This window comes from Prevotella communis (assembly GCF_022024115.1).
GTDB classification, from domain to species: Bacteria; Bacteroidota; Bacteroidia; order Bacteroidales; family Bacteroidaceae; genus Prevotella; species Prevotella communis.
The window spans coordinates 1,310,008-1,323,835 of record NZ_CP091792.1 but is presented as its reverse complement, the minus strand read 5'-3'; the positions used below and the strand labels follow the sequence as shown (position 1 = coordinate 1,323,835).

Annotated in this window: 14 protein-coding genes and 1 tRNA gene; 10 read left to right on the top strand and 5 right to left on the bottom strand. The window is 49.2% G+C overall.

Going from position 1 to position 13,828, the window contains the following annotated elements:
• Positions 1-40 precede the first annotated feature (40 nt).
• Positions 41-1,786, bottom strand: a complete 1,746-nt coding sequence (locus L6468_RS05145; RefSeq protein WP_237795969.1) for a mechanosensitive ion channel family protein — start codon at positions 1,784-1,786, stop codon at positions 41-43.
• A 300-nt stretch (positions 1,787-2,086) separates the two neighbouring features.
• Between L6468_RS05145 and trpB the strand changes: the two genes are divergently transcribed.
• The 7 genes from trpB to trpA are packed head-to-tail and all read left to right on the top strand — an operon-like array spanning position 2,087 to position 8,519.
• Positions 2,087-3,289 carry a tryptophan synthase subunit beta gene (gene trpB / locus L6468_RS05140; RefSeq protein WP_237795967.1) on the top strand — a complete coding sequence of 401 codons (1,203 nt, stop codon included), beginning with the start codon at positions 2,087-2,089 and terminating at the stop codon, positions 3,287-3,289.
• Positions 3,276-4,667, top strand: coding sequence for an anthranilate synthase component I family protein (locus tag L6468_RS05135; protein WP_091815650.1), 1,392 nt, complete (start codon positions 3,276-3,278; stop codon positions 4,665-4,667). The genes trpB and L6468_RS05135 overlap by 14 nt, the downstream gene beginning before the upstream one ends.
• 34 nt (positions 4,668-4,701) lie before the next feature.
• Complete coding sequence (locus L6468_RS05130) at positions 4,702-5,265, top strand: anthranilate synthase component II (protein ID WP_237795965.1); 564 nt, start codon at positions 4,702-4,704, stop codon at positions 5,263-5,265.
• A gap of 60 nt (positions 5,266-5,325) precedes the next feature.
• Positions 5,326-6,324, top strand: coding sequence for an anthranilate phosphoribosyltransferase (gene trpD, locus L6468_RS05125; protein ID WP_091815895.1), 999 nt, complete (start codon positions 5,326-5,328; stop codon positions 6,322-6,324).
• A 22-nt stretch (positions 6,325-6,346) separates the two neighbouring features.
• Complete coding sequence (gene trpC, locus L6468_RS05120; RefSeq protein WP_237795964.1) at positions 6,347-7,081, top strand: indole-3-glycerol phosphate synthase TrpC; 735 nt, start codon at positions 6,347-6,349, stop codon at positions 7,079-7,081.
• Positions 7,078-7,746 carry a phosphoribosylanthranilate isomerase gene (locus L6468_RS05115; protein WP_237795961.1) on the top strand — a complete coding sequence of 223 codons (669 nt, stop codon included), beginning with the start codon at positions 7,078-7,080 and terminating at the stop codon, positions 7,744-7,746. The genes trpC and L6468_RS05115 overlap by 4 nt, the downstream gene beginning before the upstream one ends.
• Positions 7,743-8,519 (top strand): tryptophan synthase subunit alpha, encoded by a 777-nt coding sequence (gene trpA, locus L6468_RS05110; protein WP_237795959.1) that lies wholly within the window; start codon positions 7,743-7,745, stop codon positions 8,517-8,519. Before L6468_RS05115 ends, trpA begins: the two co-directional genes overlap by 4 nt.
• A gap of 75 nt (positions 8,520-8,594) precedes the next feature.
• On the opposite strand, the gene L6468_RS05105 is transcribed toward trpA, so the two are convergent.
• The 3 genes from L6468_RS05105 to L6468_RS05095 form a co-directional block, all read right to left on the bottom strand.
• Positions 8,595-8,870, bottom strand: a complete 276-nt coding sequence (locus L6468_RS05105) for a formate/nitrite transporter family protein (RefSeq protein WP_255779498.1) — start codon at positions 8,868-8,870, stop codon at positions 8,595-8,597.
• Positions 8,871-8,967: 97 nt separating this feature from the next.
• Complete coding sequence (locus tag L6468_RS05100; protein WP_091815636.1) at positions 8,968-9,213, bottom strand: hypothetical protein; 246 nt, start codon at positions 9,211-9,213, stop codon at positions 8,968-8,970.
• Positions 9,210-9,419, bottom strand: coding sequence for a DUF4250 domain-containing protein (locus L6468_RS05095; RefSeq protein ID WP_237795951.1), 210 nt, complete (start codon positions 9,417-9,419; stop codon positions 9,210-9,212). Before L6468_RS05095 ends, L6468_RS05100 begins: the two co-directional genes overlap by 4 nt.
• 196 nt (positions 9,420-9,615) lie before the next feature.
• Between L6468_RS05095 and L6468_RS05090 the strand changes: the two genes are divergently transcribed.
• Complete coding sequence (locus L6468_RS05090) at positions 9,616-10,149, top strand: DKNYY domain-containing protein (protein ID WP_091815631.1); 534 nt, start codon at positions 9,616-9,618, stop codon at positions 10,147-10,149.
• Between the two features lie 54 nt (positions 10,150-10,203).
• On the opposite strand, the gene L6468_RS05085 is transcribed toward L6468_RS05090, so the two are convergent.
• Positions 10,204-10,276, bottom strand: a tRNA-Lys gene (locus tag L6468_RS05085).
• A 177-nt stretch (positions 10,277-10,453) separates the two neighbouring features.
• Between L6468_RS05085 and L6468_RS05080 the strand changes: the two genes are divergently transcribed.
• A complete protein-coding gene (locus L6468_RS05080) occupies positions 10,454-11,554 on the top strand; it encodes an AAA family ATPase (protein WP_237795949.1) in 1,101 nt (366 codons plus the stop codon).
• 46 nt (positions 11,555-11,600) lie between these two features.
• Entirely contained in the window at positions 11,601-13,814 is a 2,214-nt protein-coding gene (locus L6468_RS05075; RefSeq protein ID WP_237795946.1) for a RelA/SpoT family protein, read from the top strand.
• Positions 13,815-13,828: the final 14 nt, after the last annotated feature.

Sequence of the window (13,828 nt, the reverse complement as noted above, 5' to 3'; positions counted from 1 at the left end):
AGATAATTGAATTCTGTCAAACTTCAAAATAAATTAAAATTTATTTGTCACTCTTGGGAATTTGCAACTCCAGATTATCTCTGTGGGCAAAGATATGGGGTGACATAATCTCAACACCAGCCTCATGGAAATGATCCAGAATATTCTGGTGCAACTCCGAATAGATATCCGACAAGTGTTCAGAATGATGTGTATAGGCATTGATTTCGTATTCCACGTAGAAATCATCCAACGCCGTGACACGCACGAAAGGTTGGGGCTTTTGCTGCAAGTGTTTGGTAGCCTTTGCCGACGCCAGCAGCAAATTCTCTATCAGTTCGTGCTTCATGTCATAACCTATCGTCACCTTGGTATGCACGATGATACCAAAATTTGCCGCCGCAAACGTATAGTTAGAAGTCTGGGCACTCATCAGGTTCGAATTAGGAATCGTAATCACCTCGTTCTTACGCGTCCTGACACGCGTCACCAGTGCCGTTTTCTCGATGACAAAGCCCTCAACATCACCAAAGCGGATGAAGTCTCCCTCGCGGAATGGGCGCATATAGGTCATCACCAGTCCTGCCATTACATTACCCACGATAGACGTAGAACCCAGTGACACGATGACACCGATGAAGACAGAGACGCCTTGGAATATCTCAGAGTCAGAACTGGGCAACAAGGGCCATATCATGATAAACATGAAGGAATAAAGCAAGATACGCAGGATAAGGTAAGTTGGCTGAGCCCAGTCGGCATAGAAGCCCGTAATCTTCAGGTTACCAGATGATACCTCATTGGACAGATAGCGGATTGCCTTCACCAGGTAGCGGAAACATACGATGATGACAATAATCTTAAAAAGGTTGGGCATATAGCCCATCACAGACCCCACGATATCGACCAGCGGGTCCCAAATATATCCTAATATTGTAAAGGTGAACGTCTTAGTCTCCGGGAATACAGAGAAGAGCAGGGGCACACTGACAAGCAACTGCATCAGGATGACGAAGAAGCGCAGCATACGGAAGAAGAACAGGAAGATGATGCCACGCCTACGGACGTTCAGCACCTCATAATCCCTGATTCTCAAAGGGATATCCCATTGCATCACACGTCGCATCAGACGATAGCGCCATCTGCGGTAGAACCACAACGTCACCTTGATGAGCAACCATTGCACCACGATGATGACAGCCACCCACAACAAGCCACGCAATTTCTGGCGCAACCCATACTCCTCATGAATCTCCAGAATCTTGGCCTTGATAACCTCCGCATATTGCGCGGCCAGTTCCTGACGGGTTGTATTCTGCCACAGCGCATCAATATCCGTCACACTGAGTATCACCTCATTGCCTGCCATGATATCGCTGAAGAAATCGCTCTCATAGACATAGACTGAGTCGGCAAACATCGTCAGGCGACGCCCCTGCGAGAGGATAGCTTCATAAGCCTGTTCTACGCGTTTCTCAGGATACACCCCACCCTTGCGCGCATAGAGCACCAACAGCGTGTCGCCGTCAATCACCAAGGGCGAACCTGGCGTTATCGTACGCAGAGAGTCCACACGCGCCTTTCGTTCGGCTGCTCTCAAGGAGTCGCTACGTCCCGTCTCGGACAACTGTTCCTGCATCATGATACGCTGCAACTGCAGTTCCTGTACCTGATTACGCAACACCTGTATCAACGAGTCACTTTCCGAAGTCACGGAGTCAACGGCAAAATCTGATTGAGCCGATATGCCAGAACAGACGAAAAGAACAAAACAGGTTAATAGAATTTTATAGAAATAGGTTCTCATAATCATCAATATCTAACAAATACCACTGCAAATATAAGAAAAAACTATCATATTACGAAAAAAGTTAGCAAAAAATTTGCAGATTATCAGAAAAACACGTACTTTTGCAACCGAATTAGAAACAAGAAACAAGAAAATATGAAACAATTGTTCAATGCATGGTGGTGGCGTAACTCAAGATTTAAATAGTCGTGAGAAACTTGCCATGTATATGTACATCAACCATAAGAAGAGGCTCGTCAAATCACGACGGGTCTCTTTTTCTTTTAATCGAATAACAACACAAAAAAATAAAAATATATGAGTTACTTAGTTGACAAACAAGGATTTTACGGAGAGTTTGGTGGAGCCTACGTTCCCGAGATTCTCTATGCTACGGTGAAGCGCTTGCAGGAGGAGTATCTGCCCATTATCGAGTCAGAGGAGTTTAAGCGTGAGTATATGACGCTGCTACGCGACTACGTAGGTCGTCCCTCTCCCCTCTACCTGGCTAAGCGCATGAGCGAGAAATACGGCTGTCAGCTCTACCTGAAGCGTGAAGACCTGAACCACACCGGTGCCCACAAGATCAACAACACCATCGGACAGATCCTGTTGGCCAAGAAGATGGGTAAGAAACGTATCATCGCCGAGACAGGTGCCGGTCAGCACGGCGTGGCTACAGCAACGGTATGCGCCCTGATGGATATGCCCTGCGTGGTATATCAGGGAGCGCTGGACGTAGAACGTCAGCACGTCAACGTAGAGCGCATGAAGATGCTGGGTGCCGAGGTCCGTCCGGTGAAAACAGGCAACTGGACCCTGAAAGATGCCACCAATGAAGCCATCCGCGACTGGTGCTGTCATCCCAGTGATACCTTCTATATCATCGGTTCTACCGTGGGTCCCCACCCCTATCCCGATATGGTGGCCCGTCTGCAGAGCATCATCTCCGAGGAAATCAAGAAGCAACTCCAAGAGAAGATTGGCCGCGACTATCCCGACTACCTGATGGCTTGTGTGGGCGGTGGTTCAAATGCCGCAGGTACTATCTACCACTATATAGATGATGAGCGCGTGAAGATTGTGCTGGCAGAGGCTGGTGGCAAGGGCGTAGAGACCGGTCATACCGCAGCTACGATTCACGCTGGCCGACTGGGTATCCTTCATGGTGCCAAGACGTTGGTGATGCAGACCCCCGACGGACAGATTATCGAGGCTGAGAGCATCTCTGCCGGACTGGACTATCCCGGTATCGGTCCGATGCATGCCAACCTGGCCACTCAGCATCGTGCAACAGTCTATAGCATCAACGACGACGAGGCCATACGCGCCGCCTACGAACTGACCCGTCTGGAGGGTATCATCCCCGCCCTGGAGAGTGCCCACGCTATTGCAGCCCTTCAGAAGATGACCTTCAAGCCCGATGATGTGGTAGTGCTGACCGTCAGCGGACGTGGCGATAAAGATGTAGAAACCTATCTGAACAACAAAGACTTAGCAGGCGAATATGGAAACTTTTAAATATACCACAACCAGCCGTACCATTCTGGCCGACCTTTATACACCTGTTGGCGTATATATGCGCCTTCGCGACCTCTATCCACAGAGTGCCCTGATGGAGAGTTCGGATTATCACGACTCAAATAACTCGCGCTCGTTTATCGGTATCAACCCTATGGCGAGTGTGGCCATCGGTCACGGCCTTGCCAACATCATCTTTCCTGATGGAAGCAATGAGCAGCATGAAATCAACAACAACTATGGTTCTGCCGATGCCATCCATGCATTGATTGACCATATCAAGGTCACTGGCGAGCATGCAGACACCTGCGGACTCTTCGGCTATACCTCATTCAATGCCGTACGTTATTTCGAGAATATCGACGTTAAGGACGAGACACAGGCCAAGAACGATGCCCCCGACCTGTTATACATCCTTTATAAGGTAGTGATTGTGTTCGACCATTTCAACAACACCCTCACAATTATCTCACTTGATGGCGAAAAGGCACTAGATGATGTGATGAAAGCCATGAATAAAGCCAACGTAAAGGCTTACGACTTCCATCCTGTAGGCGAAACGACCTCACCCCTTACCGACGAGGAACATAAGGCCAATATCCGAAAAGGCATCCAACACTGTCTGCGTGGCGACGTCTTCCAGATTGTGCTCTCACGCCGCTTCATCCAGAAGTATGAGGGCGATGACTTCAAGCTCTATCGTGCCCTCCGCTCAATCAACCCTTCACCTTACCTCTTCTACTTCGACTTCGGCGGTTTCCGTATCTTCGGTTCTTCTCCCGAGACGCATTGTCGCATAGAGGGAAAGAAGGCCTACATCGACCCCATCGCAGGCACTACCAAGCGTACAGGCGATGCAGAGGCCGATCGCAAGGGAGCCGAATACCTGCGCAATGATCCCAAGGAGAATGCAGAACATGTGATGCTGGTTGACCTGGCACGCAACGATCTGTCACGTAATTGTCACGGCGTAAAGGTTGATTTTTACAAAGACCTGCAATATTACTCACATGTCATTCATCTCGTGTCACGCGTCTCAGGCGAACTTGACAAGGATGCCGACCCTATCAAGGCTTTCATCGACACCTTCCCTGCCGGCACACTATCAGGTGCCCCAAAGGTTCGCGCCATGCAGTTGATTTCTGAGTACGAGCCCCATAACCGTGGTGCTTACGGCGGTTGTATCGGCTATATAGGTCTTAACGGATCGCTGAATCAGGCTATCACCATCCGCACCTTTGTCAGTCGTAACGGTGAACTCTGGTTTCAGGCAGGCGGAGGTATTGTGGCCAAGAGCGACGAGGAGTACGAACTGCAGGAGGTTAACAACAAACTGGGTGCACTAAGACGTGCTATCCTCATGGCCGAGAAGATGTAAATTACTTGATTCATTAATCCCCATTAGAACCATCATGAAAATAGTTATCATAGATAATTACGACTCGTTTACATACAACCTGAGTCATTTGGTTAAGGAACTGGGCGCAGACGTCACCGTTTACCGTAACGACCAGTTTGAACTGTCGCAACTGGAGGAGTTTAGTAAGATTATTCTTTCCCCAGGTCCTGGCATCCCCTCTGAGGCAGGTCTGCTACTTGATGTGATTCGCACCTATGCCGGCAAGAAGCCCATTCTGGGCGTATGTCTCGGTCATCAGGCTATTGGCGAGGCCTTTGGTGGCCAGCTCGAGAACCTGAGCGACGTCTTTCACGGTGTAGCTACGCCCTGCCATCTCACTAACGACGATGCACTCTTCTCGGGTATCTCGAAGGAATTTACCGTAGGCCGATATCACTCGTGGGTGGTCTCAAAGGAGAACTTCCCCGATTGTCTTGAAATCACTGCCGAGAGCAACGAAGGACAGATTATGGCCTTGAAACATAAAACTCTCAACATACGTGGTATCCAGTTCCACCCCGAGAGCGTGCTCACCCCCGATGGAAAGAAGATGCTGCAGAACTGGATGTTCTTGTAACATGAAGTATTAAAGATTAAAAATTAAGGATTAAACAACAAAACAGATATGGCACAGACAATGAAAGACATCCTGAACAGGATGCTGAACCACGAGGAATTGTCTCGTGAAGAAATGAAGAATATTCTGATTGGTATCACTCAGAGTGAGTATCCCACCGAGCAGATTACAGCACTGCTCACATCCCTGCAGATGCGCGGTGTTACCGTTGACGAACTGCTTGGTTTCCGCGATGGTATCCTTGAGACGGGCGTTCCCGCCATTCTCGACGCCGATCGCTATATCGACGTGGTAGGAACCGGTGGCGACCGTAAGAACACCTTTAATATTTCTACGACGAGCTGTTTCGTCATCGCAGGTGCAGGTTACAAGGTGGCTAAGCACGGTAATTACGCTGCCACTTCTGTTTCGGGTGCCTCGAACGTCATTGCCCATCACGGCATTAAGTTCACCGATGATATCGACAAGTTGAACCGCTCACTCAACGAGGCTGGCATTGTCTATCTCCACGCCCAGCTCTTTGCCAAGGCCATGAAGTTTGTTGGCCCCATCCGCAAGGCGCTGCAGTTCCCAACAATCTTCAATCTGCTTGGTCCTCTGGTCAATCCCTCACAGCCTCAGTGTCAACTGCTTGGCGTAGCCAACCTCGACCAGATGCGTCTGTATAACCAGGTTTATCAGAAGATTGGCATCGACTATGGTATCGTGAATTCTATCGACGGCTATGACGAGATTTCACTTACAGGCGACTTTAAAGTAACCACCAAGCAGTACGAGCGTATCTTTAAGCCCAGCGACCTCGGCTTCGAGATAGCTAAGCCCGAGGAACTTGTTGGTGGAGCTACCGAGGAAGAGGCCGCCCAGATATTCGACTCCGTACTCGAGAATCGTGCGCTGCCTGCCCAAAAGAACATCGTGCTGGCCAATGCCGCCTTCGGTATTCAGGTGCTTGAAAAGGGCGAGAAGAGCATTGAGGAGTGTATCGCCATTGCCCGCGAGAGTATCGACAGCGGTGCAGCACTGCGTACCTTCAAGAAATTCGTGGAGCTGAATTCTTAACCCCATTAATCCCATCACAACAATGGACATCCTTGAAGAAATAGTAGCTCACAAACAGCAAGAGTTGGAGCGCATGCGTCAGAAGAAGGTCTCTATACGGGAAGCCCTCCTGGCCTCGCCCACGGGCATCATCGCTGAGTTCAAGCGCCGCTCGCCCTCGAAAGGCTGGATCAAAGAGGAGGGTAAAGCCTGCGAGATACCCCTGTCGTACCAGCAGAACGGTGCCGCAGCCCTATCTATCCTCACCGACAAGCAATATTTCGGTGGTCACGACCGTTTTATCATGGAGGCACGACAGGCAGGCGTCGCTATCCCTGTACTCTACAAGAATTTCGTTATCGACGAGATGCAACTCTACGAAGCCCTGCTATGCGGTGCCTCTGCCGTACTGCTCATCGCAGCTTGTCTGACGAAAGAAAAACTGCGCACTCTGCTGACAAAAGCTCACGAGCTAGGACTGGAGGTACTGCTTGAAATGCACGACGAGCGCGAACTGGAATATGCAGAATTGAATCCAGACCTCTGTGGCATCAACAATCGCCATTTAGGCTCGTTTATTACCAACGTGGAGACTTCTTACCGTCTGGCCGAGAAGCTACCAAGAGAGGCTGTAAAAGTAAGCGAGAGCGGCATCTCTAACCCACAGACGGTCAGGGAACTGCGCGAGGCAGGTTTCCGCGGTTTCCTCATCGGTGAGACGTTTATGCGTGAACCCCAACCAGGACTGGCTCTGAAAGAATTTATTGCAAAGATATGAAAGTAAAAGTATGCGGCATGCGCGACGGCGAGAATATTCGTCAGGTCAGCAAGTTAGGCGTCGATTATATCGGCATGATTTTCTGGGAAAAATCGCCCAGAAACGTGACCATGATTCCCTCCCACGCAGGCATCATCCCCGACACAACACGGCTTGTTGCTAACAGCGAAACGCCGAGTTGCTACCAGAGAGTGGGCGTTTTCGTAGACGAGATGGCACAGAATATCATCACGCGGGTGGTGAATTTCAAGTTGGACGTGATTCAGTTGCACGGCCACGAAGAGCCCACACTCATCCGCAACCTGCGCAGTACGATTGACCCCGACTTGCGTCGAGGCATCCAGATTTGGAAGGCCATCAGCATTATGGATCGCAATTCGGTCGCAATTTATAAGCAGTACGAGGACTGCGTCGATGCCTTCGTTTTTGATACAAAATGTACGTGCGTAGGCGGTAGCGGAAAGCAGTTTGACTGGTCTGTACTCGACGGCTACGACGGTGAGAAACCTTTCCTGCTTAGTGGCGGTATAGGTCCCGACGATGCTGCTCGCATACGCGATTTTAAGCACCCGAAGATGATGGGAATAGATCTCAATTCTCGCTTTGAAACAGAGCCTGGAATGAAAAATGTAGAACTATTAAAGCAATTTCTGACACAATTATGAATAAAATAACACGACTTTTCAACGAAAGAGGCGACAGAAAGCTCCTCTCACTCTATTTTTGCGCCGGCACCCCCACCCTCGACAGTACCGCCGAAGTAATTAAAACGATGCAGAAACGAGGCATCGACATGATAGAAGTGGGCATTCCTTTCAGCGACCCGATGGCCGACGGACCCGTGATTCAGGATGCTGCCACAAAGGCTTTGAAGAACGGAATGAATCTGCAAACGCTCTTCAATCAGCTCAAGAGCATAAAAGACGAAGTATCTATACCACTGATACTTATGGGTTATCTAAACCCAATCATGCAGTATGGTATCGAAGCTTTCTGTCAGTCGTGCGTTGAGTCTGGCGTCAGTGGTGTCATCATCCCCGACCTACCCTTCAAAGACTACCTCGACGACATCAAACCAGTGGCCGATCGCTATGATGTACGCGTCATCATGCTCATCACGCCCGAGACCTCCAAGGAGCGTATCCGCTTCATTGATGAGCACACGGAAGGCTTCATTTACATGGTATCATCAGCTGCCACAACGGGGGCACAACAGTCGTTTGACGAACAAAAACAGGCTTATTTCCACAAGATTAATGCCATGAACCTGCGAAATCCGCGCATGATTGGCTTCGGAATCAGTAACAAGCAGACCCTGGAATCAGCCCAATCAAACGCTGCAGGTGCCATCATCGGCTCAAAATTTGTGCAACTCCTCGACGAAGAAAAAGACGCAAATCGTGCTCTTGACAGACTTTTCGAAGCACTCTCGAAGTAACCACATACTCCATTCTTTTGTGTTTTACCCTGAAAAACGTTGTTTTTGATTCAACGATTTCCAGGGTAAAATACTTTACTTTGAAATCAACAACCGGTACAGATTGCACCCTATGAAATTGCCCAGGACTTCCATCAGGTAGATAGCCAACAACTGGATGCTGATCATCTGAGGGACGGCCAAGAAATAAAAGGCATCTGCCACAGAATGGGTAAAACCACACAGGATGAAGACGGGCACACCAAATAATAAAGGTAGGAATTTACCCTCGCGGCCAAACTGGACAGCGGTGGTCATGATAAATCCGCAGCCAATGGCCAACAGGAAGCAGGCCAAAGGGCTCTTGGCCAGTCTGCAGAACGCAAAATCTTAACATAGTGATTCATGGGTGCAAAGGTACTCAAAAAAAATGACTTTCAGTACATTTTCCAGAAATAATCCCCACACGTCACAGCATCCCTTCCAGCATCTCAACAGCCTTGGTGATATCCTCCAGGAAATGCTGATGGTCGCGCAGGAAGTCGGTACGGCCACCACAGATGGCATCATACAGATCAGGACTCATTTCGTCGGCATAGGCGGCAATGGCCATCTCGATGTCATCCTTCTGCCAGTCGAGCGTGGAATGCACATAGATGCGCTGCTTCTGATGCAGGAAGCTATAGGCGGTCTCTATACTGTCTTTTGTAATCATCGGGTTGCGGTGTCATAACCTATCGGACGGAACTGTCGTTGCTCCTCGCTATACACAAATCCATGTCCGTAAAGGTAGTCCTTGACATGTACGGGTTCTGTACCAAAGTTATAGCATAGAGACTCAAGCGTGTCGAACTCCTCGTCACGCAGCAGCATATTCACACTCGAAACCAGTATGGCAGGGTCTTTCGGTAAGTAATCCATTTCAAATAATCATATTAAATCGGATTGCAAAGGTACTTAAAAATCCGATAATTTTCCTACCTTTTCATTGATTATTAGGATAGTTTAGGATTAAAATAGGAGAATCCCCACCATATGATAGGGATTTTCTTTTTTATTGTTTGAAGCAAAATGCGTATCTTTGCACCAGTTATTAATCAATTAAAAAACCAATGTTATGAAAAAGATTACTACACTCCAAAAGTCACTGATGGTGATAGGTTTTATAGGATGGAGCCTATCGGGTTTTGCACAAGCGTACAAAATAGACCGCAACAAGGTCTTTTTCGACAGGGAGCCAATACCGCATGCGGATGCCCGTTCGTTCGTAGATTTAGGTCACGGTTATGCCAAGGATCGCAACAACGTGTATCACCATGGTCGTATACTTGAGTTTGTAGACCCAGCCACATTCCGTTTGAAAGGGCGCGACAACTCACATTTCCACGAAGAAGGAGACTGGCATGAACATGACAGAAGCCCCAAGGGATATTACAAGACGAAGTTCAACGTGTACTACGGAGACAAGAAGATAGACGCCATGGCCTCTTCTTTCAAGGAGATTGGTGACGGTTATGCCAAGGATGCCTTCAATGTATTCTATTACGGAAAGAAGATTGACGGTGCCTCTGCCTCTACATTCAAATATACAGGCGACGGCTATGCACAAGATGCATTCAACGCTTACTATAGGGGACGGAAACTTGATTAGTGATTATCAAACAGTTAAAATAAAAAAAGAGAGGTGGTAAACCTCTCTTTTTAGTACACCCGCAGAGGCTCGAACTCTGGACACCCTGATTAAGAGTCAGGTGCTCTACCAACTGAGCTACGGGTGCATCGTTTTTTATTGTTGATTCAGCGCTCTTGCTGAATTGCGGGTGCAAAGGTACGGAGTTTTTTTGAAACCACCAAACTTTTTCCTGTTTTTTTTCGATTTTCATCAAAATTTTCTTCTCCTAAGCATTATTTCTGATAAAATTGATTATCTTTGTACTCAAAATACAAGCATTAGAATGAACGAAATAAAAAAAATAGTCCTCACCGGCGGACCATGTGCAGGAAAGACAACGGCACTGGTACGCGTCATAGAACATTTCTCGAGTCTCGGCTATAAAGTTTTCACCATTCCGGAGGTCCCTACCCTCTTCACTCAGGCAGGCATGAACTACCTGACAAAGAACCAGGGATTCTTCTACGAAGGAGAGAAAGCCACGCTGGAGATCCAGTTGGCCCTGGAGGACAAATTCCTGAGGATGGCGCAGGAGTGCACTAAGCCCTGTCTCATTGTCTGCGACAGAGGTGCAATGGATATCTCGGCCTACATGACCCCCGATATATGGAGCAACATTACGCGCGCGGTAGGTACCACAACGCCGGAGTTGCGCGAGCGCTATGACGCGGTACTGCACTTGGTATCGGCTGCCGACGGTGCTGAGCAATACTATACCACTGCTAATAATGCACAACGCTACGAGCAGATGAATGAAGAGGGACTGCGCATTGCCCGCGGATTGGACAAGAAGGTGATTAAGGCATGGACGGGCCACCCACATCTGCGCGTCATCAACAACCACGACGACTTTGACTGCAAGATGAACCGCGTGATTATGGAGATATCCAACGTGCTGGGACTGCCCCAGCCCATTGTGGAAGAGCGGAAATATATTGTGGAGCTCACTGGCGAACTGCCTGAAGACTGCATTCAGAGCGAGATTACGCAGACCTATCTGCAGGGCGAACCCGGCACCGAGATTAGGCTGCGCAAGCGTGGATGGGGACAGAAACAGGTGTATGTGCACACCACGAAGAAAAAGACGTCGGAAAACGAGGAACTGGTGACCGAACGCCAGATTAGCCTGTCGCTCTATGAGATGATGCTCTCACTGGCCGACCCGCAGCGTTGCACCATTCACAAGCAGCGCCACAGCTTTATCTGGAAAGGCCAGTATTTTGAGGTGGATATCTATCAGGGATGCCTTGAAGGACTTGTCATACTAGAGACAAAGGGAATAGCCGAGGGCGAACCCGTGAAATTCCCCCCATTCCTCAGAGTCATCAAAGACGTCACGGGCAACAAGGAATATTATAACTACACATTGGCCCTGAAACATTAGAAAATATGTTTGGGGCTATCCTATTAACAAAAAGATGTTGAAGGATATGACTGAACATTTTGAATTTAGTATAGAGGAGAGAGACCAAGCGCTCGCACTATATACAGAACTGAAGGAAAAGATTGCTCCTTCACTGGAGGAAGACGACGAAGGACGTATTCGCAGTCACTTGTTGCATGCCATCGAGCAGAACCAAGTAAAACGCGACACCTTCGGACTGAACCCCATCGTTAGCAGTCTGCAAACAGCACTTCTTTTAATCGACGAGATAGGACTACGCAGGGATGCCGTACTGGCTATTCTGCTGAACCCCAGCGTGGAGGCAGGATTCCTGACAATCGACGAGGTGGGCACCACCTATGGTATTGCCGTGGGACGGATCTTGCATGGACTGCAACGCATACAGGAACTGTATCAGAAGAATCCCGTCATCGAGAGCGAGAACTTCCGCAACCTGCTACTGTCGTTCGCAGAGGATATGCGTGTGATTCTCATCATGATAGCAGACCGCGTGAACTTGATGCGTCAGATCAGGGACACAGAAAAAGAGGAGGCCAAGCGGCGCGTCAGCGAAGAGGCGGCATACCTCTACGCCCCACTAGCCCATAAGTTGGGTCTGTACAAGTTGAAAAGCGAACTGGAGGACCTGTCGCTGAAATACCTGGAGCCCGATGCCTACTATCATATCAAGGAGAAACTGAATGCCACCAAACAGGCACGCGACAAATACATCGAACAGTTTATCGCTCCTATTGAGGAGAAACTGAAGAATGCCGGACTGAAGTTTCACATGAAGGGACGCACCAAGAGTATCCACTCCATCTGGCAGAAGATGAAGAAGCAGAAGTGTGCCTTCGAGGGCGTGTACGACCTCTTTGCCATCCGCATCATCATAGACTGTCCGATAGAGAAGGAGAAACAGCAGTGCTGGCAGACATTTGCCATCATCACGGATATGTACACCTCGAACCCAAAGCGTATGCGCGACTGGCTCAGCGTGCCTAAGTCAAACGGCTACGAGAGTCTGCACATCACCGTGCTGGGGCCCGAGAAAAAATGGGTGGAGGTGCAAATACGCACGGAACGCATGGATGACATTGCCGAACGAGGCGTGGCAGCCCACTGGCGCTACAAGGGCGTGAAGTCGGCGGAAGGCGGCATGGACGAATGGCTCAACGGCATCCGTCAGATGCTGGAGAACGCTAGCGGTATGGAGGCGATGGACCAGTTTAAGATGGACCTCTATGACGACGAGATATACGTCTTCACGCCAAAAGGCGACCTACTGAAATTTCCCAAGGGTGCCACAGTGCTGGATATGGCTTATCACATCCACTCGAAGGTGGGGTCGGCTTGCACGGGCGCGCGCATAAATAATAAGGTGGTCACCTTCCGTCAGGAACTTCACTCGGGCGACCAGGTAGAGATTCTCACCTCGTCCACACAGTATCCCAAACAGGAATGGCTCAGCATCGTCAAGACGGCAAGGGCAAAGGCCAAAATCCGTCTGGCACTGAAGGAGACTCAGCAGAAGGAGGCACTCCTGGTGAAGGAGATGCTGGAGCGTAAGTTCAAGAACAGGAAGATAGAGCAGGACGAGAGCCTGATGATGCGCACGATGAAGAAACTGGGCTATAAGGAGGCCAGCGACTTTTATCGCGACATTGCCCATGAGACACTTGACGTCCAGACCGTGTTTGATAAATACCTGGAACTGCAACAGGGCGAGAAAGTTATCACAGGCGATAATATAGCCCGTTCGGCCGAGGAATTTGTACTGGAAGACTTCAAAGGTCAGCCTACAGTGCAGAATGATGATGTGCTAGTCATCGGACAGGACCTGAAGGGCGTGGACTATCAGTTGGCAAAATGTTGCAACCCCATCTATGGTGACCAGGTATTCGGTTTTGTCACCATCAGCGGCGGCATCAAGATTCACCGTTGTGACTGTCCTAACGCACCCGAGATGCGCCGACGTTTCGGCTATCGTATCGTCAGAGCCAAATGGAGCGGCAAGGGGTCTAGTCAGTATGCCATCACGCTGCGCGTCATCGGTAATGACGACTTGGGCATCGTGAACAACCTGACCAGCATCATCTCGAAAGATGAAAAGCTGGTGCTGCGCGGCATCAATATCGACTCTAACGACGGATTGTTCCGGGGCACGCTGACCATCATGATTAATGATAACACCCGACTGGAAGCGCTCATCAAGAAACTGCGCACAGTGAAAGGCGTAAAACAGGTAGAGAGAATATAGTGAACTTGAAACCT

What these genes read in the sequence shown, in the direction of transcription:
- L6468_RS05145 (WP_237795969.1), bottom strand. Translation starts at nt 1,786, where the DNA reads ATGAGAACCTATTTCTATAAAATTCTATTAACCTGTTTTGTTCTTTTC.
- trpB (WP_237795967.1), top strand. Translation starts at nt 2,087, where the DNA reads ATGAGTTACTTAGTTGACAAACAAGGATTTTACGGAGAGTTTGGTGGA.
- L6468_RS05135 (WP_091815650.1), top strand. Translation starts at nt 3,276, where the DNA reads ATGGAAACTTTTAAATATACCACAACCAGCCGTACCATTCTGGCCGAC.
- L6468_RS05130 (WP_237795965.1), top strand. Translation starts at nt 4,702, where the DNA reads ATGAAAATAGTTATCATAGATAATTACGACTCGTTTACATACAACCTG.
- trpD (WP_091815895.1), top strand. Translation starts at nt 5,326, where the DNA reads ATGAAAGACATCCTGAACAGGATGCTGAACCACGAGGAATTGTCTCGT.
- trpC (WP_237795964.1), top strand. Translation starts at nt 6,347, where the DNA reads ATGGACATCCTTGAAGAAATAGTAGCTCACAAACAGCAAGAGTTGGAG.
- L6468_RS05115 (WP_237795961.1), top strand. Translation starts at nt 7,078, where the DNA reads ATGAAAGTAAAAGTATGCGGCATGCGCGACGGCGAGAATATTCGTCAG.
- trpA (WP_237795959.1), top strand. Translation starts at nt 7,743, where the DNA reads ATGAATAAAATAACACGACTTTTCAACGAAAGAGGCGACAGAAAGCTC.
- L6468_RS05100 (WP_091815636.1), bottom strand. Translation starts at nt 9,213, where the DNA reads ATGATTACAAAAGACAGTATAGAGACCGCCTATAGCTTCCTGCATCAG.
- L6468_RS05095 (WP_237795951.1), bottom strand. Translation starts at nt 9,419, where the DNA reads ATGGATTACTTACCGAAAGACCCTGCCATACTGGTTTCGAGTGTGAAT.
- L6468_RS05090 (WP_091815631.1), top strand. Translation starts at nt 9,616, where the DNA reads ATGAAAAAGATTACTACACTCCAAAAGTCACTGATGGTGATAGGTTTT.
- L6468_RS05080 (WP_237795949.1), top strand. Translation starts at nt 10,454, where the DNA reads ATGAACGAAATAAAAAAAATAGTCCTCACCGGCGGACCATGTGCAGGA.
- L6468_RS05075 (WP_237795946.1), top strand. Translation starts at nt 11,601, where the DNA reads ATGACTGAACATTTTGAATTTAGTATAGAGGAGAGAGACCAAGCGCTC.